This window comes from Rhodopseudomonas sp. (assembly GCF_013377015.1).
Lineage (GTDB): Bacteria > Pseudomonadota > Alphaproteobacteria > Rhizobiales > Xanthobacteraceae > JARJEH01.
The window spans coordinates 425,625-446,940 of the sequence record NZ_JACABA010000002.1; the positions used below are offsets into that span (position 1 = coordinate 425,625).

At 64.8% G+C, this 21,316-nt stretch carries 24 protein-coding genes; 9 read left to right on the top strand and 15 right to left on the bottom strand.

Annotated elements, in window-relative coordinates; genetic code table 11:
* Nucleotides 1-52: 52 nt before the first annotated feature.
* On the bottom strand, nucleotides 53-283 hold the full coding sequence (locus HXX15_RS10325) for a helix-turn-helix domain-containing protein (RefSeq protein ID WP_296515740.1): 231 nt from the start codon (nucleotides 281-283) through the stop codon (nucleotides 53-55).
* Between the two features lie 60 nt (nucleotides 284-343).
* On the opposite strand from HXX15_RS10325, the gene HXX15_RS10330 reads away from it, so the two are divergent.
* Nucleotides 344-739: an MAPEG family protein gene (locus tag HXX15_RS10330; RefSeq protein WP_296515743.1), complete on the top strand. Its 396-nt coding sequence runs from the start codon at nucleotides 344-346 to the stop codon at nucleotides 737-739.
* A 92-nt stretch (nucleotides 740-831) separates the two neighbouring features.
* Here HXX15_RS10330 and HXX15_RS10335 read toward each other — a convergent pair whose 3' ends face one another.
* From HXX15_RS10335 to HXX15_RS10360, 6 genes are all read right to left on the bottom strand, one after another.
* Nucleotides 832-1,629 (bottom strand): MBL fold metallo-hydrolase, encoded by a 798-nt coding sequence (locus tag HXX15_RS10335; protein ID WP_296515746.1) that lies wholly within the window; start codon nucleotides 1,627-1,629, stop codon nucleotides 832-834.
* Complete coding sequence (locus tag HXX15_RS10340) at nucleotides 1,626-2,417, bottom strand: TatD family hydrolase (protein ID WP_296516903.1); 792 nt, start codon at nucleotides 2,415-2,417, stop codon at nucleotides 1,626-1,628. Before HXX15_RS10340 ends, HXX15_RS10335 begins: the two co-directional genes overlap by 4 nt.
* 14 nt (nucleotides 2,418-2,431) lie before the next feature.
* A complete protein-coding gene (gene metG / locus HXX15_RS10345) occupies nucleotides 2,432-3,976 on the bottom strand; it encodes a methionine--tRNA ligase (RefSeq protein WP_296515749.1) in 1,545 nt (514 codons plus the stop codon).
* Between the two features lie 68 nt (nucleotides 3,977-4,044).
* Nucleotides 4,045-5,085 carry a DNA polymerase III subunit delta' gene (locus HXX15_RS10350; protein ID WP_296515751.1) on the bottom strand — a complete coding sequence of 347 codons (1,041 nt, stop codon included), beginning with the start codon at nucleotides 5,083-5,085 and terminating at the stop codon, nucleotides 4,045-4,047.
* On the bottom strand, nucleotides 5,082-5,774 hold the full coding sequence (gene tmk, locus HXX15_RS10355) for a dTMP kinase (protein ID WP_296515753.1): 693 nt from the start codon (nucleotides 5,772-5,774) through the stop codon (nucleotides 5,082-5,084). Before tmk ends, HXX15_RS10350 begins: the two co-directional genes overlap by 4 nt.
* 2 nt (nucleotides 5,775-5,776) lie before the next feature.
* Nucleotides 5,777-7,033 (bottom strand): D-alanyl-D-alanine carboxypeptidase family protein, encoded by a 1,257-nt coding sequence (locus HXX15_RS10360; protein ID WP_296515755.1) that lies wholly within the window; start codon nucleotides 7,031-7,033, stop codon nucleotides 5,777-5,779.
* Between the two features lie 161 nt (nucleotides 7,034-7,194).
* On the opposite strand from HXX15_RS10360, the gene HXX15_RS10365 reads away from it, so the two are divergent.
* Entirely contained in the window at nucleotides 7,195-8,145 is a 951-nt protein-coding gene (locus HXX15_RS10365; protein ID WP_296515757.1) for an alpha/beta hydrolase, read from the top strand.
* 7 nt (nucleotides 8,146-8,152) lie between these two features.
* Here HXX15_RS10365 and HXX15_RS10370 read toward each other — a convergent pair whose 3' ends face one another.
* The gene (locus HXX15_RS10370) at nucleotides 8,153-9,100 is read right to left on the bottom strand and encodes a septal ring lytic transglycosylase RlpA family protein (RefSeq protein ID WP_296515759.1); all 948 of its coding nucleotides are present in this window, start codon (nucleotides 9,098-9,100) and stop codon (nucleotides 8,153-8,155) included.
* A gap of 269 nt (nucleotides 9,101-9,369) precedes the next feature.
* On the opposite strand from HXX15_RS10370, the gene HXX15_RS10375 reads away from it, so the two are divergent.
* Nucleotides 9,370-10,500, top strand: a complete 1,131-nt coding sequence (locus HXX15_RS10375) for an AI-2E family transporter (RefSeq protein ID WP_296515762.1) — start codon at nucleotides 9,370-9,372, stop codon at nucleotides 10,498-10,500.
* A gap of 7 nt (nucleotides 10,501-10,507) precedes the next feature.
* Here HXX15_RS10375 and HXX15_RS10380 read toward each other — a convergent pair whose 3' ends face one another.
* The 5 genes from HXX15_RS10380 to HXX15_RS10400 all read right to left on the bottom strand — a co-directional run bounded on the left by HXX15_RS10380 (nucleotide 10,508) and on the right by HXX15_RS10400 (nucleotide 13,857).
* Nucleotides 10,508-10,810, bottom strand: coding sequence for an antibiotic biosynthesis monooxygenase family protein (locus tag HXX15_RS10380; protein WP_296515764.1), 303 nt, complete (start codon nucleotides 10,808-10,810; stop codon nucleotides 10,508-10,510).
* A gap of 78 nt (nucleotides 10,811-10,888) precedes the next feature.
* Nucleotides 10,889-12,136 (bottom strand): GGDEF domain-containing protein, encoded by a 1,248-nt coding sequence (locus tag HXX15_RS10385; protein WP_296515765.1) that lies wholly within the window; start codon nucleotides 12,134-12,136, stop codon nucleotides 10,889-10,891.
* A gap of 210 nt (nucleotides 12,137-12,346) precedes the next feature.
* Nucleotides 12,347-12,823: a 30S ribosomal protein S9 gene (rpsI, locus tag HXX15_RS10390; protein WP_296515768.1), complete on the bottom strand. Its 477-nt coding sequence runs from the start codon at nucleotides 12,821-12,823 to the stop codon at nucleotides 12,347-12,349.
* A gap of 1 nt (nucleotide 12,824) precedes the next feature.
* A complete protein-coding gene (gene rplM / locus HXX15_RS10395; RefSeq protein WP_296515771.1) occupies nucleotides 12,825-13,289 on the bottom strand; it encodes a 50S ribosomal protein L13 in 465 nt (154 codons plus the stop codon).
* A gap of 154 nt (nucleotides 13,290-13,443) precedes the next feature.
* On the bottom strand, nucleotides 13,444-13,857 hold the full coding sequence (locus tag HXX15_RS10400; protein ID WP_296515773.1) for a PaaI family thioesterase: 414 nt from the start codon (nucleotides 13,855-13,857) through the stop codon (nucleotides 13,444-13,446).
* Nucleotides 13,858-13,977: 120 nt separating this feature from the next.
* On the opposite strand from HXX15_RS10400, the gene HXX15_RS10405 reads away from it, so the two are divergent.
* The 4 genes from HXX15_RS10405 to HXX15_RS10420 all read left to right on the top strand — a co-directional run bounded on the left by HXX15_RS10405 (nucleotide 13,978) and on the right by HXX15_RS10420 (nucleotide 17,516).
* The gene (locus HXX15_RS10405) at nucleotides 13,978-14,805 is read left to right on the top strand and encodes an enoyl-CoA hydratase (RefSeq protein ID WP_296515775.1); all 828 of its coding nucleotides are present in this window, start codon (nucleotides 13,978-13,980) and stop codon (nucleotides 14,803-14,805) included.
* A 136-nt stretch (nucleotides 14,806-14,941) separates the two neighbouring features.
* Nucleotides 14,942-15,526 (top strand): CoA-binding protein, encoded by a 585-nt coding sequence (locus HXX15_RS10410; protein ID WP_296515777.1) that lies wholly within the window; start codon nucleotides 14,942-14,944, stop codon nucleotides 15,524-15,526.
* A 93-nt stretch (nucleotides 15,527-15,619) separates the two neighbouring features.
* Nucleotides 15,620-16,900: an O-acetylhomoserine aminocarboxypropyltransferase gene (locus HXX15_RS10415; RefSeq protein WP_296515779.1), complete on the top strand. Its 1,281-nt coding sequence runs from the start codon at nucleotides 15,620-15,622 to the stop codon at nucleotides 16,898-16,900.
* Nucleotides 16,901-16,928: 28 nt separating this feature from the next.
* Nucleotides 16,929-17,516, top strand: a complete 588-nt coding sequence (locus tag HXX15_RS10420; RefSeq protein WP_296515781.1) for a TMEM175 family protein — start codon at nucleotides 16,929-16,931, stop codon at nucleotides 17,514-17,516.
* Between the two features lie 37 nt (nucleotides 17,517-17,553).
* Here HXX15_RS10420 and HXX15_RS10425 read toward each other — a convergent pair whose 3' ends face one another.
* Nucleotides 17,554-18,636, bottom strand: a complete 1,083-nt coding sequence (locus tag HXX15_RS10425) for a COX15/CtaA family protein (RefSeq protein WP_296515783.1) — start codon at nucleotides 18,634-18,636, stop codon at nucleotides 17,554-17,556.
* Nucleotides 18,637-18,734: 98 nt separating this feature from the next.
* Between HXX15_RS10425 and HXX15_RS10430 the strand changes: the two genes are divergently transcribed.
* Entirely contained in the window at nucleotides 18,735-18,941 is a 207-nt protein-coding gene (locus HXX15_RS10430; protein ID WP_296515785.1) for a DUF2842 domain-containing protein, read from the top strand.
* Here the strand turns inward: HXX15_RS10430 and HXX15_RS10435 are convergent.
* A complete protein-coding gene (locus HXX15_RS10435) occupies nucleotides 18,938-19,984 on the bottom strand; it encodes a polysaccharide deacetylase family protein (protein ID WP_296515786.1) in 1,047 nt (348 codons plus the stop codon). The genes HXX15_RS10430 and HXX15_RS10435 overlap by 4 nt on opposite strands.
* A 129-nt stretch (nucleotides 19,985-20,113) precedes the next feature.
* Here HXX15_RS10435 and HXX15_RS10440 point away from each other — a divergent pair, with 129 nt between their 5' ends.
* Nucleotides 20,114-21,316, top strand: a complete 1,203-nt coding sequence (locus HXX15_RS10440) for a GNAT family N-acetyltransferase (protein ID WP_296515788.1) — start codon at nucleotides 20,114-20,116, stop codon at nucleotides 21,314-21,316.

Consider the following 21,316-nt stretch of genomic DNA (forward strand, 5'->3'; position numbering starts at 1 on the left):
CAATGCTGTAAGCGGCGCGCTCTGGCGTTAGGTCGAGCTGCGCTTCCGGCCATTATTTAGCCGGGTGGTCACTCAGAATGGACACCACCGCTTCCAGGTAAAGCGCCTGCTTGGTCTGGAAGTAATAATAGAACGCACCGCGTGTCAGGCCGGTAGCCTTCATCACAGCGTCGATTGAAACGGCGCTATAGCCGTATCGATTGAACAGCACTCTGGCACTTCGAACGATCCGGTCGCGGATCGCCGGCTTGTGCTCCGGTGGGTAAGGAATGCGCGGCCCCAAAATATGTTCTTGAACATATTTTATATTCGGGCATCTTTCCTGAATACCCCGGAGGTGACGATGCACTACCCGGCATTGACGGCCGTCTATGGCGGCATTTTCGGTCTTATGTTTGTCGCTCTGTCGATTTGGGTAGTTGCCGGCCGCGCCAAGGACAAAGTCCATCACGGCGACGGCGGGGTGGATTATCTCAACAGGCGCATTCGCGCGCATGGCAATTTCGCCGAATACGTTCCGCTGGCGCTACTGCTGGTCGGCTGGGTGGAGGGCTACGGGGCCGCACCCGCGACCATCCATACAATGCTCGCCCCTCTTGTCGTTGCCCGCCTCGTTCATCCGATCGGCATGCTGATGCCTGTCGCTTCGTTCGGACAATACGCGCTGCGAGCCCCCTCCGTCACGGTGACCTGGATCGTCATTGCAGCAGCGTCAATCATCCTCCTGGCCACCCCTTAAGTCCTCACCACAATGTATCCGGGATGTCGCGGTTGGGTTGCAGCGACCGGATCTGAAAAGCTGCATTCATAGCCTGGCAGCATTTCGGCACATCAGCCGATGGTCAGCCGCATCCCGTCAAAACCCGGCACCACGCCCGCCGGCAACTGCCCGCGCAGCACCTCGTAATCGATGTCGGCGTGCATATTGGTGATCACCGCGCGCTTCGGCTTGAAGCGGTCGATCCATTTCAGCGCGTCGCTGACGCTGAAATGGCTGGAGTGGTGATTATAGCGCAGGCCGTCGATGATCCACAGATCGAGGCCTTCCAGCATCGGCCAGCTCTCGGGCGGAATGTCGTTGACGTCGGGCGTATAGGCGGCGTCGCCAATCCGGTAGCCCAGCGCCGGAATGGTGCCGTGCTCGAGCAGGAAGGCAGACAGCACCAACGCCCCGCCCGTCCCGGTGACGGTCCGGCTCTCGCCGGCTTCGATGTCCCGCGCTTCCAGGATCGGCGGATAGTGGCTGCCCGGCGCCCGCTCGAAGCAGTAGGAGAACCGCAGCAGGATATGCGCAGCGGTGGACTGGTTCAGATAGACCGGGATCAGTCGGCGCTGGTGCATCACCACCGAGCGCAGATCATCGATGCCGTGGGTCTGGTCGGCGTGTTCGTGAGTCAGGAACACCGCGTCGATGTGCTCGACATCGGCGTCGAGCAACTGCTCGCGCAGATCCGGCGAGGTGTCGATCACCACCCTGGTGACACCGTCGGGCGTAGCGAGTTCTGCCATCAGCGAGCAGCGGCGGCGGCGGTTCTTCGGATTGGCGGGATCGCAAGCGCCCCAGCCCAGCGCCGGGCGCGGCACGCCGGCCGAGGATCCGCAGCCGAGGATGGTGAGCGTGAGCGTCATGCGACTCCGTCCGGCGCCGACACCTTGCCGAACAGGCGAAAGAAGTTCTGCGTGGTCTGGCGCGCGATCTCTTCGAGCGTCACGCCGCGGACCTCCGCCAACACCTTCGCGGTCTCGACCACATAGGACGGCTCGTTGCGCTTACCGCGAAATTTTCCCGGCGCCAGATAGGGCGCGTCGGTTTCCACCAGGATGCGGTCGGCCGGCAGTTCGGCGGCGAGATCCCGCAACGCCTGCGATTTCTTGAAGGTGACAATGCCGGTGAAGCCGATCGACAGCCCGAGATTGATCGCCCGCAGCGCCAACTCGCGGCCGCCGGTGTAGCAATGCAGCACCGCTGAAAACGCGCCCTTGGCCATCTCGTCTTCGAGAATCCGGCCGCAGTCGTCATCCGCCTCGCGGGTGTGGATCACCAGCGGCAGGCCGGTGACCCGCGCCGCGGCGATGTGGGCGCGAAATCCCCTCGCCTGCGCCTCGGGCGAACCGTGCTGGTAGAAATAGTCCAGCCCGGCCTCGCCCAGCGCCACGACCTTGGGATGCCGGGTCAATTCGATCAGTTCCTCCGCCGGAATGCCGTCTTCCTCGTCGACATGATGCGGATGGGTACCGACGGAGCAATAGACATCGGGGAAGCGCTCGGCGATCGCCAGCAGCGCGGGCAGTCGCCGCACCCGTGTCGAGATCGTCACCATCCGCGCCACGCCGGCGGCCCGGGCGCGGCCGATCAGGCCATCGAGATCCTCGGCGAAGTCCGGAAACTCGAGGTGGCAGTGACTGTCGACCAGCATCGGCGGTTGATCGCTCATGCGGCGGTCGGCTCGATGTAGCGCGGAAAGATCGGCGCCGGCGGCGGCAGCTTTGCCCCCGCGACGATACGCTGGCCTAGTGCCGCGAAAACGCGCTGGTCGGTCGGGATCGCCAGGATGTCGAGCAGCTTCGCCATCGCGTCCGGCATCGCCGGCTGCGCCAGGATCGCGACCTGCCGCAGCACCTCGGCGGTGACGTACAGCACGGTGCGCTGCCGTGGCGGATCGGTCTTGGCCAGCGCCCATGGCGCCTCGCCGGCGAAATAGCGGTTGGCTTCCGCCACCACCGCCCATACCGCGTTCAGTGCCTGATGGATCTGCTGCGTCGCCATCGCGGTGCGCGCCAGATCGATCATGGCGTCGGCCTGCGCCAGCATCGCCGTGTCGGCGTCGCTGAACGCGCGGTGCTCCGGCACCGCACCGTCGCACTGCTTGGCGATCATGGTCAGCGAACGCTGCGCCAGATTGCCGAGGTCGTTGGCGAGGTCAGCGTTGATGCGGTTGACGATCGCCTCGTGATTGTAGCTGCCGTCCTGGCCGAACTGCACCTCGCGCAGCAGGAAGTAGCGCAGCTGATCGACGCCGTATTGGGTGGCGAGATTGAACGGATCGACGACGTTGCCGACCGATTTCGACATCTTCTCACCCTTGTTGAACAGGAAGCCGTGGGCGAACACCCGCTTCTGCACCGGGATGCCGGCCGACATCAGGAACGCCGGCCAGTACACCGCGTGAAACCGGATGATGTCCTTGCCGATGACGTGCAGATCCGCCGGCCAGTAGCGCCAGTTCGGATCGGTTTCGTCGGGGAAACCGACGCCGGTGATGTAGTTGGTCAGCGCGTCGACCCAGACATACATCACATGGCCGTCGGCGTCCGGCACCTTGATGCCCCAGTCGAAGGTGGTGCGCGACACCGAGAGGTCCTTGAGGCCGCTCTTGACGAACGACATCACTTCGTTGCGGCGGGAGTCCGGACCGATGAAGTCAGGCTGATCGGTGTAGAGCTTCAGCAGCGGTTCCTGATACTTCGACAGCTTGAAGAAGTAACTCTTCTCCTCGACCCATTCGACCGGCGAGCCCTGTGGGCCGCGCCGCACCTTGTCGTCGCCGACCGTAGTTTCGTCCTCGGCGTAATAGGCCTCGTCGCGCACCGAGTACCAGCCGGCATAGGAGTCGAGGTAGATGTCGCCATTGGCCTCCATCCGCTTCCAGATTTCCTGGGTCGAGCGATGGTGCTGCCCCTCCGAGGTGCGGATGAAGCGGTCGTAGGAGACCTTCAGCAGATCGTCCATCTGGCGAAACAGCGCGGCGTTGCGGGTCGCCAGATCGTGCGGCGTCAGCCCCTCTTTCTGCGCGGTCTGCACCATCTTCTGGCCGTGCTCGTCGGTGCCGGTCAGGAAGAACACGTCGCGGCCGTCGAGCCGCTGGAACCGCGCCAGCGCATCGGTGGCGATCGCCTCATAGGCGTGGCCGATATGCGGAACGCCGTTCGGATAGGCAATCGCGGTGGTGATGTAATATGAATTTCTCTGCGCCATTTGCGCGGACGCCTTTCAGTGATGTCAGTCGGAGCCCGGCGACACGGACAATCGCCCGGACAGGCGCGTCAGCGGACCGCTTCCGCGAGCAGCCCGAACACCGAAAACACCAGCGGCTTGCGCTCCAGATTGTAGGCTTCGGTGTCGCGCGCGGCGCGGCTGATCTTTTCCCACACCTCCGCCAGCCGCGCAAGGCGAGGCAAATTGGCGTTGGCGTCGCCGGCGCGCAGCTGCACGGCAATCCAGCGGTCGACGCCGTCGACGAACGCCGCCAGCGTGGCGCGATCGGTGCCGCCCAGCGCCTCGCCCAATGCATGCAGCGCGCGCGGATCGACAGCGGGCAGATTATTCAGCAACGCGGTGGTGCGCTGGTGCAGCTTCAGCGCGCCGCCGCCGAGCAGGCTCAGCGCCCGACTGACGCTGCCTTCGGACGCCGCCGCCGCCTCCGCCAGCAACGGGTCGGCAGGGTCGATGTCGGCGGCTTCGGCGGCGGCGCGGACCACGTCGTCGGGGTCCAGTGGGCGCAGCCGCAGTTTGCGGCAGCGCGACTGGATCGTCGGCAGCACCCGGGCCGGCGCGTTGCTGACCAGCAAGAAGAGTGACTGCAGCGGCGGCTCCTCGATCACCTTGAGCAGCGCGTTGGCGGCATTGGCGTTCAATTCATCGACGGTGTCGACGATGCAGATCCGCCAGCCTTCGACCGCGGCGGTAGAGCCGAAGAAGCCGATGGTCTCGCGCGATTCGTCGACCGTGATCACGTTGCGCAGCACGCCCTTGTCGTTCAGCGAGCGCTCCAGCGTCAACAGCCCGCCATGGGCGCCGGCCGCGACATGGCGGGCGACCGGATGCGTTGGATCGATCGCCAGCGTCTCGGCCGCCTGCACCGCAGGCGCCTGGGGATCACGATGCGCGAGTACGAACCGCGCCATCCGGTAGGCCAGCGTCGCCTTGCCGATGCCCTGCGCGCCGCCGATCAGCCAGGCATGCGGAATCCGGCCGCTGCGGTAGGCTTCGAGCAGCGTCTGCTCGGCGGCACGATGGCCGAACAGCGCGGTGGTCTCGCGCGGGCTCTTCACCGCCCGCTCGGGCTCGGCCTTGCGGGCGCTCATGTCAGCTCCGCTTCGGTGACTTTGGATAACGGCAGCCGATCGCGCACCGCCGCCCAGATGTCGTCCGCGACTTTGCGCGGCGGCTGAACGGCGTCGATCATGACGCAGCGTCCCGGTTCCGCCGCGGCGATCCGTCGGTAGGCCTCGCGCAGCTTGCGGTGAAACTCGATCCCCTCCGCCTCGAACCGGTCCGGCGCGGCAGCGCCCCGTCGAGCGGCGGCGCGCGTGATGCCGATCTCGACCGGGACGTCGAGAATGATGGTCAGGTCCGGCTTCAGATCGCCGATCGTCACCCGTTCGATCGCGTTCAGCACCCCCGGATCCACTGCGCCCAGGCTGCCCTGATAGGCGCGGGTCGAGTCCGAAAACCGATCGCACAACACCCAGCTGCCTCGCGCCAGCGCCGGTCTGATCAGCGACTCGACATGATCGTCGCGGGCGGCGGCGAACAGCAGGGTTTCGGCCGCCGCGCCGCCGATCAGTCTGCCGATGCCGGACAGCAGCACATGGCGGATGATCTCAGCACCGGGCGAGCCACCCGGCTCCCGCGTCACAATCGCGGGCAGCCGGGCGGCCTCCAGCCGCTGCGCCAGTAGCTTGATCTGGGTCGACTTGCCGGCGCCCTCGCCGCCCTCGAAGGTGATGAATCGTCCACGATTCACGTTGGCTGCGGCGCTTTGCTCAACCATTGTCAGAGCTTCGCCGCGCCGGCGCGGAACAATCCGATCATCAACTCGCTGGCGCCATCGACGGCGCGGCGCAGGGTTGAACCGGTCGCCACCGCCTCGGCGGCCCGCAGCGGGATTTCCACCGCGATATTGGCGCCGCGCCAGACCCTGACAACGCCGACCGGCTGGCCGGGCTGAACCGGCGCATGCACTGGTCCGGTGTAGATGATGCGCGCGATCAGCTTGTCGCTGCCGTTCTTTTGCACCATCACCCGCACCGGTTCGGCGCTGGTCAATTGCACGCTGCGCTTCTCACCGCCAAAAACTTTGGCGAAGCCGACTGGGGCCTGCGGCGCGAACAAAGTGCGCGATTCGAAGTTGCGAAAACCCCATTCCAGCATCTTCTTGGCCTCGCTGGCACGGTCGTCGCCGTCCTCGAGCCCGTTGACCACGACGATCAGCCGCATCCCGTTCTGCACCGCGGAGCCAACCATACCGTAGCCGCCCTCCTTGGTGTAACCGGTCTTCAGCCCGTCGGCGCCGTTAAGCGAATTCAGCAGCGGATTGCGGTTGCTCTGCCGGATCTTGTTCCAGGTGAATTCCTTCTCGCCGAACAGCTTGTAGAACTCCGGATAGGTCTGGATCACATGGCGCGCCAGTCGGGCCAGTTCGCGCACCGTCATCTTGTTGCCGGGGTCGGGCAGACCGTTGGAATTGGCGAAGGTGGATTTCGGCAGGCCGAGTTCGCGGGCGCGCTTGGTCAGCATCTCGGCGAACACTGTCTCGTTGGCGGCGATGCCCTCGGCCAGGATCATGCAGGCATCATTGCCACTCTGGATGATGGCGCCGTGCAGCAGGTCGTCGACCGAAATCTTGCTGTGAATCTCGGCGAACATGGTCGAGCCGCCCGCCGGCGCGCCGCCCCGACGCCAGGCGTTCTCGCTGACCCGATATTCGTCGGTCAGCTTGACCTCGCCCTTCATGATCAGGCTGAACACCAGCTCGGCGGTCATCAGCTTCATCATGCTGGAGGGCGCGCGCAACTCGTCGGCGTTCTTCTCGAACAACACGCTGCCGCTGTCGGCCTCGATCAGGATCGCGGTCGGCGCGTCGGTGTCGTAGCCGCCGTCGTCCTTCTTGGCGCCCTGCACGCTGTTGTTGGCCGCATAGGCTAACCCACCCAGGCCGACCGCGATGACGACCAGGCCGGACAGCAGCCCGCGCCAGATCGGCGCGCGCTTGCGGCAGACAGCGCCAGATGATGATCGCGTGAAGGCCATGAAGGGAATCCCGGACGCGGCGTTCTAACAGTTGCAGTCAGCGCGAACAACGCGGCTGTCGCGCGCTGCACCGGCTGGTTTCGATTGTGATGGCGTTTGATCAATCCTATCGTGCAACGAGGTCTGCTTCCATAAGAACTCCAAGACAGGGCGGAAACGCGATGGAAACGTCACGAACGGTCTCGGTCAACGGGATCGATCTTTTTCTGCGTGAACAGGGCGAAGGACCGCTGGTCCTGCTTTGCCATGGCTGGCCGGAACTGTCGTATTCCTGGAGGCACCAAATCGCCGCCATCGCGGCGGCCGGGTTTCACGTGGTGGCGCCGGACATGCGCGGCTATGGCCGCAGCAGCGCGCCGCAGGACATCAACGCCTACAGCATCTTCGATCTGGTCGGCGACATGGTCGCCCTGGTGGCCGAATTGAAGCAGAGCCGCGCCGCGATCATTGGCCATGACTGGGGCGCGCCGGTGGCGTGGCATGCCGCGCTGTTCCGGCCCGATCTGTTTTCGGCGGTGGCCGGATTGAGCGTGCCGCCGCCATGGCGCGGCCGCGGCCGGCCGCTGGACAGTCTGCGCGACGGCGGCATCAAGAATTTCTACTGGCAGTATTTCCAGACCCCGGGCGTCGCCGAGGCCGAATTCGAGCGCGACGTCGCGCTGACGATGCGCGCGCTGCTGGGCCGCGGCTTTTCTGACCCATCGGCGTCGCTGTTCGTCGAAGACGGCAAGGGGTTTCTCGGCGACGCGCCCGCCGACCGGCCGCTGCCGGACTGGCTGACGGAAGCCGACCTCGCCTTTTTCGTCGACAGCTACCGGCAATCCGGGTTTCGCGGCGGGCTCAATTGGTATCGCAATATCGACCGCAACTGGGAATTGACCGCGCCGTGGCATGGCGCCCAGATCCATCAGCCGTCGCTGTTTATCGCCGGATCGAACGATTCCGTCATCACCGGCCTGATCGGCGCCAAGCGCGTCGCCGATCTCGGGCAGGTACTGCCGATTCTGAAGGGCAAGCTGATCATCGACGGCGCCGGCCACTGGATCCAGCAGGAGCGCCCCGCCGAGGTCAACGCGGCGCTGATCGGCTTCCTGAAAGACGCGGCGGTCTAACCTTGCGCTAATATAGCCCGCGGGCCGACAGCAGACTGCCGATACTGTCATTGCTGGCCGGAGCATAGGCGGCGACCGGACGGGCCGTGGGCGGCGTATCGGCGCCATCGGCCTCATAGGATACCGAGCGCGGATTCGCCAGCTGCCGGCCTGCCGAACGCGAGCTGCGCGAGGCCGAGATTTCCGAGGTGGCGTTGATCGACGCCACGTCCATTGCGGTGTTGCCGAGCGAATAGGGCCTGCCTTCCGGCATCGGGATGTCGCCGCGCAACGGTCTTGTCGAGGCCGAGCCGCCCTGCATGTCCGGAACAAATGACCGCGCCGCCGCGACCCGCACCAGCGACGGCGATGGCGCCGGCTCGCCGGTCCGCAAGGTGGCGATCAACTGGCGGTCGTCGGAGCCTTCCAGCGGCGCCCGGCCGACATATTCGACCCGCACGCGGGCGATGCCTTTGCCTTTGAATTCAAGTAGTTCGGCGGCTTTGTTGGAAACATCTATGAGCCGATTGCCGTGATAGGGGCCGCGATCATTGACGCGCACGACCAGCGACTTGCCATTGCCCAGATTGGTGACGCGGGCATAGCTCGGGATCGGTAAGGTCGGGTGCGCCGCGGTCAACGACGCCATGTCGAACACTTCGCCATTGGCGGTCAGCCGGCCATGGAAATCGTCGCCATACCAGGACGCCATGCCCTCGGCGCGATAGGACGGATCTTCTTCCGGCACATACACCCGCCCGGCGACGCTATAGGGCTTGCCGACCCGGTAAGTGCCGCCGCCCTTCGGCACCGGCTCGCCAAAACCGACCACCCGCGGGCTGCTGGAAACGCCATATTTCGGATCAACGCGACTGAATTTTCCTGATTGCGCGCAGTTCGCGACAGCGAGACACGCGCCCACCATGGCGACGGCGCGCGCCGCGCGGCCAAACGAATCTCGTTCGCGAATCCTCATGAATCCCCAAATACCATTACGCTGGCCGGCTGCCCAATTCGGACTATTGCCGACCGCGATCCAGACGCCGCCCACATCAGCATCAAGATCTGACCATATCGCAGTCCGAACGCGGCGAAAATGGGGAGACGTCCGAGGTGGTGAATCAACCGTTGCGATTCCGACACCCTACCCCGGCATGATGCGACCTGCTCGCACATGGCGGCTCCCGGCGCTTGCTCTTGCCGGCGTTTGACGGAACACTCGGCGGGAATCGAAAAGGATCGCATGTGACTGCTCCAGCCGAAGACCCCAAGCAGGCCCGCAATGATCTGGCATCCGCGATCGCCATCGGCGGCATCAGCACGGTGGCCTTTGCCGCGTCGCTTTTCGCCGCCTGGTATTTCGCCGCCACGCTGTTTCTGATCTTCGCCGGGGTCTTGTTCGGGGTGTTCCTCAGCGCCATCACCGAGTTGGTCGGGCGGGTGATCGGCGGACCGCACGGATTGCGGCTGCTACTGGTGTGCGTTGTGCTGACCGGGCTGTTTTCCGGGATTGTGGTGCTGGGCGGCAATACCATCGCCGATCAGGCCACGCTGCTGAGCAATACGATCAAGTCACAGATCGTCAACGTCAAAGGCTTCCTCGAGCAACACGGCGTCGACACCAGTTTCCTTGAACTCGGGACGACGACATCGACCACAACGACGACCACAACAACCGATCATCCGGGCGTCGTGCCGCCACGCAACCTGCCGAGCGCGGGCGCGATCGCTTCGGGTGGCGGCGCCATCGTCAGCCAGACCCTGAAGCTGATCCTCGGCGCCGTCAGCGCGGTGGGGAACTTCTTCATCGTAATCTTCCTGGGGCTTTGCTTTGCGGCGCAACCCGGGGTCTACCGCGCCGGCCTGATCCGGACCGCGCCGAGGCAGTTCCGGCCCCAGGTCTCCGCCATCGTCGACGACACCGGGGACATGCTGCAACGCTGGCTGCTGGCGCAGATGATCACCATGTTCGCGGTGTTCGCGGTGACCGCGATTGGCCTGACCATCATCGGCATTCCCGGCGCGTTCATACTCGGCATCCAGGCCGGGTTGCTCGCCTTCATTCCGACCGTCGGCGCCATCCTCGGCGGGCTGATCATCGTGCTGGCAGCGATCGCGTCGGGTTGGGTCGCGGTCGTCAGCGCCTTCGCGCTGTTTCTCGGGGTGCATTCGCTGGAAAGCTACATCCTGACGCCGCTGATCCAGCGCCAGGCGATCGACATCCCGCCGGCGACGTTGTTCGCGACGCAAATCCTGCTCGGCATCGTGTTCGGACTATGGGGGCTGGCGCTGGCGCTGCCGCTGATGGCGATCGCCAAGGTGGTGATCAACCATCTGCGGGCGGAAGATCCGGCCGCCGAGGGCGTGACAGCGTAGCGCTACGCTAGACCGCTGCCGTCACCACCGTGTTGGTGTGTTCGACCTCCGGCGGCGCGGCGAAGAACGCACTGACCAGACCGCGCCATTCGGCGAAATTCTCCGAGCCGCGGAAATCCACCGTGTGGTTTTCCAGCGTCTCCCACTTCACCATCAGCCGGTAGCGTTGCGGCTTTTCGATGCCGCGATGCAGCTCGAAACCGTGAAAGCCTTTCGAGCGGCCGAATGCGGCGCGAGCCTTGCTGACCGCGGCCTCGAACTCGGCTTCGCAGCCCGGCTTGATGTCGATCTGGGCGATTTCGGTGATCATGCGGTGCAGACCTTTGTCATGAGAGGCCCGCCGTCTTATCGCAATCCACGGCGCAATTGAAGCGATCCGTGCCCAATGCTAAGCGCCGATCTCGTTCATGGCGACCATGCGCTGGACCACGACCGGCTGACGCGGATGGTCCGATCCAACGGCCGATTTCCGCCTTGTGTCCAGCAGCGACAGCGGCTCTTCGGCTGTCGCCACGACGCGATTGCGGCCGCCGCGTTTGGCCTGATACAGCGCGGTATCGGCCGCGGCCAGCAGCACGTCGAGTTCGGTGTTGGCGGGGCCGCTGGCGACGCCGATGCTGACCGTGGTCGCAACCGGCGCGTCGTCGACCGCTATGCCGCAGGTCTCGAACGCCTCGCGGACGCGCTCGGCCGCGTGCAGCGCTTCGTCCATCGTGCATGGCAGCAGGGCGGCGAATTCCTCGCCGCCGATCCGTCCGCAAAGATCGGTGATGCGCAGATTGTTGGTGACGATCACCGCGAACAGCTTGAGCACCTCGTCGCCGGCCGGATGACCGAAGCGATCGTTGATCGACTTGAAGAAGTCGATGTCGAAAATCATCACCGACACCGGCCGGCCGGCGGCAGCCTCGCGTTCGATCATCCGCGCGGTGGCTTCCGAAAAGCCGCGCCGGTTGAACATCCCGGTCAGCGGATCGATCGAGGCGGCGGCCTTGTGCGCCCGGACTGTGCGTTCGGACACCAGCATGAAGATCACGAACACCGTGCCGACCGCGTACAGCACCAGTTCGATCGCGAACACCGTCACCCAGATGCTGCCGATGAAGGTTTCGTCGTGCGGTCGCAACAGGTCGGCCAGCAGGATCGGCAGCAGCAACACCGCGCCGTGCAGCAGCGGCACCAACATGGTCGGCCAGCGCCGGCGCATCGCCTTGCGGCGTTCGGCTGCCAACTGGCTCGCGGTCAGCACCGCATAGGCTGCGACGATCGCGGCGCCGATCGTCACGCGCAGGGCCGAGGCCTCGACCGGCAGACTCATGACCGCGGCCACCCAGGCGATCGGGCCCAGAAACAGTCCCGGCCAGTTCGGCGTGCGGCCGTGGAACACCCGCGCCGCGTTCCACATCATGCCACAGGCGACGAAGCCAATGGCATCGAGACACAGCGCCAACGTGTCGCCCAGCATCGGACCGAGCAGCGCCCAGGACGCAACCGCGGTGGCGCCGAGCAGATAAGCGTAGCCCCACCAGTCCAGCGCCGGGATGTTCTCCTGCCGGCCGAAATACAGCAGCATGCCGCCGAGCAACCCGCACACCAGCGTGGCGACCAGATAGAGCGTGGAGAGATCAAGTGACATGGGAAGTCCCGGCGATTTCATTGCAGACTTTTCCCAACGCCAAGATGCGACGGAAGGAGCTTCTGCGGATGATGAAATTACCGGCGGCTGATTGAAATCCGGTTGTCGCCACGCTGCAAGTTTTCGCGATAAGTCACGTCAATTTAGGCGCAAATCACCACGAAAAAGGGCGCCCGAAGGCGCCCTTTGCGAAGTCGAAATCGCGCCGAATTAGCGCTTCGAGAACTGGAACGAGCGGCGAGCCTTGGCGCGGCCGTACTTCTTGCGCTCCACCACGCGGCTGTCGCGGGTGAGAAAGCCGCCCTTCTTCAGAACGCCGCGAAGGTCCGGTTCGAAATAGGTCAGCGCCTTGGAGATGCCGTGGCGCACCGCGCCCGCCTGACCCGACAGACCGCCGCCGGCGACGGTGCAGATCACGTCGTACTGGCCGGCGCGGGCGGCTGCGACCAGCGGCTGCTGGATCATCATCCGCAACACCGGACGGGCGAAATAGACTTCGACCTCACGGGCGTTGACCAGGATCTTGCCGGCGCCCGGCTTGATCCAGACCCGGGCGACCGCGTCCTTGCGCTTGCCGGTGGCATAGGCGCGGCCCTGCTTGTCGACCTTCTTGACGTATTTCGGCGCATCCGGTGCCGTGACCTTCAACGAACCCAACTGCTCGAGAGACTGCATGGTATCGGACATCTTATGCGGCCCTCTTGTTCTTGCGGTTCATGACGCCAACGTCGAGCGGCTCGGGTTGCTGGGCCTCGTGCGGATGCTCGGGGCCGGGATAGACGCGGAGATTGCCGAACTGGACGCGGCCGAGCGGTCCGCGCGGAATCATGCGCTCGACAGCCTTCTCGACCACGCGCTCCGGAAAGCGCCCTTCCAGGATCGACTTCGCGGTGCGTTCCTTGATGCCGCCGATGAAGCCGGTGTGGTTGTAGTAGACCTTGTTGTCGCGCTTGCGACCGGTCAGCACCACCTTGGCGGCGTTGACGATAATGACATGATCGCCGCAATCAACATGCGGCGTGTAGATCGGGAGGTGCTTGCCGCGCAGGCGATTGGCGACCAGCGTCGCGAGCCGGCCGACCACGAGGCCAGTGGCGTCGATGACGATCCACTTCTTCGTGATCTCGGCGGGCTTTGCCGAAAACGTCTTCATGTGAGGATATCCGTGAAAAGGGGAAATTCGGCAAACCGCGCCGGACTGACGCGCTTTTAAATAAGCGCGCCGATCGCGTCAACCCCACATCGATCATATTTATTAAGCAAAAACAAAGACTTGTATTTATGGTTCTATGATACCGTCAAAATCGTCAAACATTCGGAATGGAATAGGTGGAGGTGACGTGGGCGATCGGATCCGGCGAAGTGCCCGACAGCAGCAGCACTTCGCCGACCGCTAGCCGCTTGCCGAGCTTCAGCAGCCGGGCCGCCGCCACGACGTCCTGCCCGGGCTGGCCCTTGCGCAGGAAATTGATGTTGAGGTTGGTGGTCACCGCGAGTCCGACCGGGCCGATCGCGGACAGCAGCACGACATACATGGCGAAATCCGCCAGCGCCATCAGCGTCGGCCCCGACACCGTTCCGCCCGGGCGCAGCATCTGCTCGCTGTAGCGCTGCCGCAGCAGGCTGGTCGAACCGTCGGCGGTCTCGATCGAAATATCGCCGTTCTTGAAGGCTTGCGGGAACTCGAGATGCAAAAAGCTCTCGAGTTCGGCTACGCTCATTTTTTGAATTGCCGTCTTCTTCGCAATCGCCATGTCGCACGCCCCCGCCCTCGCCTCATGGTGCTTGTTACAATAAGGTGACAGCCGTTCCCAGCGTTGGATTCATCCCCAGGACTTGCCATGAACGCCCCGCCCGCATTCGCCACCACCTCGCCACCGCCGATCCTGCTGCGCGAAACCATCGCCGGCGGCATCGCGGTGCTCACCCTCAATCGCCCGGCCGCGCGCAACAGCCTGTCGTTGGAAATGATCGGCGAGCTGCAGGCCGCGCTGGATCTGATCGGCCATGACGAGGGCGTGCGCGCGCTGGTGATCGCTGCCAACGGCTCCGCGTTCTCGGCCGGCCACGACATGAAGGAACTGACCGCGCATCGCAACGATGCCGACCGCGGGCAAGCCAGCTTCACGCGGATCATGAACGCCTGCAGCGCGATGATGCAGAGCATCGTCAACCTGCCGAAACCGGTGATCGCCGCCGTGCAAGGGGTGGCGACCGCCGCCGGCTGCCAATTGGTAGCAAGTTGCGATCTGGCAATCGCCTCGGAGCAGGCGACCTTCGCCACCCCCGGTGTCGATATCGGGCTGTTCTGCTCGACCCCGATGGTGGCGCTGTCGCGCAACGTGCCGCGCAAGCATGCCATGCACATGCTGCTCACCGGCGCGCCGGTGACGGCGGCCGCGGCGCGCGACATCGGCCTGGTCAACCGCGTGGTGCCGGCCGGTACCGAACGCGCCGCCGCGATCGAACTGGCACGAACGATCGCCGGCAAATCCGCCTACACGGTCAAGATCGGCAAGGCCGCGTTCTACCGCCAGGCGGAAATGAATCTGGCCGACGCCTATCGCTATGCGTCACAAGTGATGGCGGAAAACATGATGGCGGAGGATGCCGAGGAAGGCATCGGCGCGTTCATCGAGAAGCGCGAGCCGAATTGGAAGGACCGATAAGCCTGTCATCGCGAGCCGAGGGTGGCGCGCAGCGCCGCCCGACAGCGAAGCGATCCAGGAGCGTCATCCGCACGCCTGGATTGCTTCGTCGCTTCGCTTCTCGCAATGTCGCGTTAGACGTGATCGAGTGTAACTGATGAACCACGACTCCTATCCCGATGACTACATCCGCGCGATCCTCAATTCGGTCAAAACCATCGCGATGGTCGGCGCGTCGCCGCAGAACGTGCGTCCGAGCTATTTTGCGTTCAAATATCTGGCCGAGCGCGGCTACGACATGATCCCAGTGAACCCGGGACAGCTCGGCAAAGCCCTGCTCGGCAAACAGTTCGTCGCCTCACTGGCGGAAATCGGGCGCCCGATCGACATGGTCGATATTTTCCGCAGCTCCGAACACGTCATGCCGCTGGTCGAGCAAGCCCTGGCGGTGGTGCCGCTGCCCAAGGTGATCTGGATGCAATTGGGCGCCCGCAATGACGAGGCCGCGGCCAGGGCCGAGGCCGTCGGCGTCAAGGTGGTGATGAACCGCTGCCCCAAGATCGAATACGGCCGGCTGTCGTCGGAGATTTCCTGGATGGGCGTCAATTCGCGCACCATCAGTTCGAAGCGCGGTCCGGTGCCGACCCAGGGCATGCGGTTGTCGCTAAATCGCGCCAGCGTCGCCGGCGGCGATACGCTGGCCTCCGACCGCGCCGCGAAAACCCGCAACGAGACCGGCTGAAATCTCCGCGGCGAACTGCCGCGCCTTGACCTTGCACCATGTTGCGATCAGATAGCGCGCAACGCCCGTCCATCGAGCAGACCAGGATCAGTCATGACCGAACGCACTCCCGGATTCGCCACCCTCGCCGTGCACGCTGGAGCTCAGCCGGACCCGACCACCGGCGCGCGGGTGACGCCGATCTACCAGACCACTTCGTTCGTGTTCAACGACGCCGATCACGCCGCGTCATTGTTCGGGCTGCAGGCGTTCGGCAATATCTACACGCGCATCACCAATCCGACCACCGCGGTGCTGGAAGAGCGCGTCGCCGCCCTCGAAGGCGGCACCGCAGCGTTGGCGACGGCGTCCGGCCACGCCGCGCAGCTCGTGCTGTTCCAGCAGTTGCTGAAACCCGGCGACGAATTCATCGCGGCCCGCAAACTCTATGGCGGCTCGATCAACCAGTTCAAGCACGCGTTCCAGAGTTTCGGCTGGAACGTGGTGTGGGCCGACCCGGATGACGTCGCCAGCTTCAAGGCCGCGGTGACGCCGAAGACCAAGGCGATCTTCATCGAATCGATCGCTAACCCAAGCGGCAGCGTCACCGACATCGAGGCGATCGCCGAGGTCGCGCGCGACGCCGGCGTGCCGCTGATCGTCGACAACACGCTGGCGACGCCGTATCTGATCCGACCGATCGACCACGGCGCCGACATCGTGGTGCATTCGCTGACCAAATTTCTCGGCGGCCACGGCAATTCGCTCGGCGGCATCATCGTCGACGCGGGCACCTTCGACTGGTCGAAGGACGGCAAATATCCGATGCTGAGCGAGCCGCGGCCGGAATATCACGGCATCAAGATCCAGGAGACGTTCGGCAATTTCGCCTTTGCGATCGCCTGCCGGGTGCTCGGCCTGCGCGACCTCGGCCCGGCGCTGTCGCCGTTCAACGCGTTCATGATCCTGACCGGGATCGAGACGCTGCCGCTGCGGATGCAGAAGCATTGCGAAAACGCCAAGGCGATCGCCGAATTCCTCGCGACCCATCCGGCGGTCGAGGAGGTCAATTATGCCGGCCTGCCCGCCAGCCCCTACAACAAGTTCGCGCGCAAATACGCGCCGAAGGGCGCCGGCGCGGTGTTCACCTTCAGCCTCAAGGGCGGCTATCAGGCCGGCGTCGATCTGGTGAGCAATCTCAAGCTGTTCTCGCATCTGGCCAATGTCGGCGACACACGCTCGCTGGTGATCCATCCGGCCTCGACCACGCACAGCCAGCTCGACGACGCGCAGAAGACCAGCGCCGGCGCCGCGCCGAATGTGGTGCGGCTGTCGATCGGCATCGAGGACAAGGAAGACCTGATCGCCGATCTCGAGCAGGCGCTCGGCGGGTGAAGCCGACGACGGCGACCGGAGCGCGGCGATGAGCGGCGGCCATTTCGAATTGCGGCGTCTGGAGGCGCTGAGCAACACGGTGTTCGGTGTGGCGATGACGCTGCTCGCCTATCAGGCGCCGAAGGAAAAGTTCATCGGCCCCGACCCGCTATGGCGCGAGATCTGGCACGTCTACGGTGCCTATCTGTCGACGCTGCTGCTCAGCTTCATCATCGCCGGAATGTTCTGGTACAGCCATCAGCGCCGATTGTCCTACGCCACCCACGGCACCCGTCCCGAGGTGCTGGTCAACCTGCTTTTCCTGTTGTCGATCATCCTGCTGCCGGTGAGCTGCGGGCTCTATGGCAACAACTACGAATCTCCCAACGTCACCACGCTGTACAGCTTCAACCTTTTCCTGATCGCGGCGTTCAATACCCTGCTGTGGGCGATGGCGGTTGCTCCGCGACGAGACTGGTGGACGCTGACCACGCCGGTGTTCGCTACTTCGCTGTTCGCCATCGCGCTGCTGAGCAGTCTGATCGATCCGCTATGGCCAAGATTTATCTGGAACCTCGCCTTCCTGTCGCCCGTCCTCGCCGCCTATATCGAACGGCGAAAGAGCGCAGGAACGTGAATCGCCGTGGCCGCAGCGCCGGCGCGCCGATCTTCGCTCAGCCGGGTTGACCGACCGGCAAAGGCGCCTGCCGCGACACCGCCGCCGGCAACGTCGCGGTCAGCCGCTCGACCTGCACCACCGCCAGCGCCAGCACCAGAACGCCGACCGCCTGATGCGCCAGCGCCAGCCCGATCGGCACCTGATACAGCAGCGTCAGGATGCCGAGCATGGCCTGCAGCGACATCGCCGCGAACAGCCAGAGCGCGCCCCGCGCCGCGGCCCGCGACCGCAGCGCGTCGACGACGTGCAGCAGCGCCAGCGTCCACAGCGTATAGGCCAGCATGCGGTGATCGAACTGCACGGTGAGATGATTGTCGAACAGGTTCTTCCACCACGGCTGCTCGAACCACAGCCGTGACGCCGCCGGAATCAGCGCGCCGTCGATCTCGGGCCAGGTGTTGAACATCTTGCCAGCGCGCAGACCCGCGACCAATCCGCCGAAATACAATTGGACGAAGGTCAGCACCAGCAGCGCGATCGCGGTGAATCTCAGCCGTGCCGCCGCGACGATCGGCGGCTTGTCCGCGAGGCGCCGCAGCGTCCAGACGATCGCGGCGAAGATCAACAGCGCCAGCACCAGATGCGTCGCCAGCCTGACCTGCGAGACCTCGACGCGCTGCGACAGCCCCGACGCCACCATCCACCAGCCGACGCCGCCCTGCAGCGCGCCGAGTCCGAAGATGATCCACAGCGCCCGCTTCAGCTCGCGGCCGAGCGCGCCGCGCCACATGAACCACAGAAACGGCAGCAGAAAGACGATCCCGATCACCCGCCCCAGCATTCGGTGGCTCCATTCCCACCAGAAGATGGTCTTGAACTCGGCCAGGCTCATGCCGGCATTGAGCTCGCGGTATTGCGGAATGGTCTTGTAGGCCTCGAACGCGTCGGTCCAGTGCTGCTGCGTCAGCGGCGGCAGCGCGCCGGTGACCGGCTTCCATTCCACGATCGACAGTCCGGATTCGGTGAGGCGGGTGGCGCCGCCGACCAGCACCATCAGCACGATCAGCGCCGCGACTGTCACCAGCCAGCCCCGAACGGCGCGAAAGCGGGATGTGCGGAACTCCGCGGCAGCGGTCATAAAGCATGCCTTGAATGGATTTTCGCGCCCCTTATAGTCCCGCCGTTCCGACGCGCAAGGCGTTGCGAGAACGTCCGCAACGAGCCCGCGATTTCACCATGACCATCCGTACCCGCAAGCTGTTTGGAACCATCGCCCTGCTGGTGCTGGTGGTGGTGTGGTCGCTGCTAGCGATGGCGCTGGCGCAACTGCCGGTGCTGGCGGATTCGCAGCTGCTGCAGGGCGTCTATTACGTGGTCGCCGGATTGGGCTGGGTGCTACCGGCGATGCCGATCATCAGCTGGATGTTGCGGCCCGACGCTTAAGTCACCCGTCCAGTTCGTGTCGCGACGTCCGTCAACACCCCGGACAGCATCACCCGCAACGCGCGCATCGAGCGGTTTCGCCCGCCCCAGGTGATCCGCGGCAGCGCGTGCAGGTTCACCGGCCGCGGCCCGATCAGGCCCGGCAGCGCCGTCACCGCGCTGGCAAATCCGGCCTGCTCCGCGATCCGGACGTGATGCTGGTTGAACGAACCGCGATCACCAAACGGATAGGCGAAATGCCCGACCTCGCGGCCCAGCGCCGCGCGCGCCACCGCGCGGCCCATGGTGATCTCCTTCTGCGCAGCGGCGTCGTTCAGTTGGCTCAGCACCGGGTAGTTGACGGTAGCGCTGCCGATCGTGACGTTGGGATCGGCGGCAAGTTTCGCCACGTCTTCCCAACTCAACGAGTCGTCACGCGACAGTCGCACCAGGTCGACCGAGTAGCGCTTGCACAAATCGTTGATTGCGATCGACAGGTCAGCCGGCGGTAGCGAGCGCAGCCAGCTGCCGAGAAAATGATAGGTTTGAACCTTGTCGGCGACGGCCGCAGTGTCGAAGCGGCGCTCGGCGCGGTCGATCACCAGCGCGGCGCGGTCGGTACCGGCTATTACCTGCTCCAGCGCCAGCCACCACGCCTCGCCGAGCCCGTCCGGAAACGCCGTCGGCAGGTACACCGTGAACGGAACGCCGTGCCGCGCCAGCACCGGATAGGCGAACGTCATCAGGTCCCGATAGCCGCCGTCGAAGGTCAGACAGACGAAGCGGCCGGCCGACTCCGGCCGCTGGAGCCGCGCGCAAACCTCGTCGAGCGTAATCAGGTCGCATTTCCAGCGCCGGATCGCACGGATCACGCGGTCGAGCGACTCCGGCGTGATCTCGCGCGATTTCAGCGGTTGAAACCGCTCGTTGCGCGCCGGCCGCACCCGCTCGAATCTGAGGATGACGCCAGCGCCGCCGCCGGCCAGTTCGGCCAGCCGCGAAACGCCGCTGAAATAGGCCAGCTGCAACCTCGCCCCGGCCCAGAATCGTTCCACCGATGACAAGTCCAGATCCCTCGCGCCGCGACACCCCCATGCACCGCTCGCGCATTGTCATTACTCTTTGTTGACATTTCTTTGCAAAGGTCCCGACACGCCGAAAAGCGTAAAGAATTCTCTAAAGCGAGCATGGCAATGACGATGATGACCGCGCTGATCGAGAGCCGGACGGCGGAAGCCAGGACCTCATCGCCACCGGTGAGCCGGATCGCGCGGGTCGAAATTTTTCGCGATATGGCTGCGGCGGAGCCGATCTGGCGCGCGCTCGAACAGCCCGAGCAGTTGTCGACCCCGTATCAGCGCTTCGATTTTCTCAACGCCTGGCAAACTCACGTCGGCACCAACGAAAATCTCACGCCGTTCATCGTTGTCGCCTCCGACGCCGAACGCCGGCCGCTGCTGCTGCTGCCGATGGGACTTGAGCGCAGCCGTGGCGTCGGCATCGCCAGATTTCTCGGCGGCAAACATGCGACCTTCAACATGCCGTTGTGGCGACGCGATTTCGCCCAATCCGCCGGCGCCGGCGATGTCGTCGCGCTGATCGATCTGCTGCGCGGCCACGCCGCCAAGGCCGACGTGCTCGCGCTGACGCAGCAGCCGCTGCGCTGGCGCTCGCTCGGCAATCCGATGGCGCTGCTGCCGCATCAGGCCTCGACCAACGACTGCCCGCTGCTGACGATCGCGCCGGGTGCGCCGGCCACAGCGCGGATCAGCAATTCGTTCCGCCGCCGACTGAAGGGCAAGGAACGCAAGCTGCAGGCGCTGGACGGCTACCGCTATTACCTCGCCCGTGACGAAGCCGACATCAAGCGGTTGCTCGATGCCTTCTTCAAGATCAAGCCGGCGCGGATGGCGGCGCAAAAACTGCCCAACGTGTTCGCCGACCCCGGGATCGAGGATTTCATCCGCGCCGCCTGCGCCGCACCGTTGTCCGACGGCGGCCACGCGATCGATATCCATGCGCTGGAATGCGACGACGAGATGATCGCGCTGTTCGCCGGCGTCGCCGACGGTCAGCGGTTCTCAATGATGTTCAACACCTATACGATGTCGGAAAATTCGCGCTACAGCCCCGGCCTGATCCTGATGCGCAATATCATCGACCACTACGCCGAGCGCGGTTACGGCTCGCTCGATCTCGGGATCGGCTCGGACGAATACAAGCTGCTGTTCTGCAAGGACCAGGAGCCGATCTTTGACAGCTTCATCGCACTCAGCGGCCGCGGCAGGGTCGCCGCCGCCGCGATGTCGTCGATGGTGCGCGCCAAGCGCCTCGTCAAGCATACCCCGGCCCTGATGCAGATGGCCCAGCGCCTGCGCACCGCACTACAGCGCTAA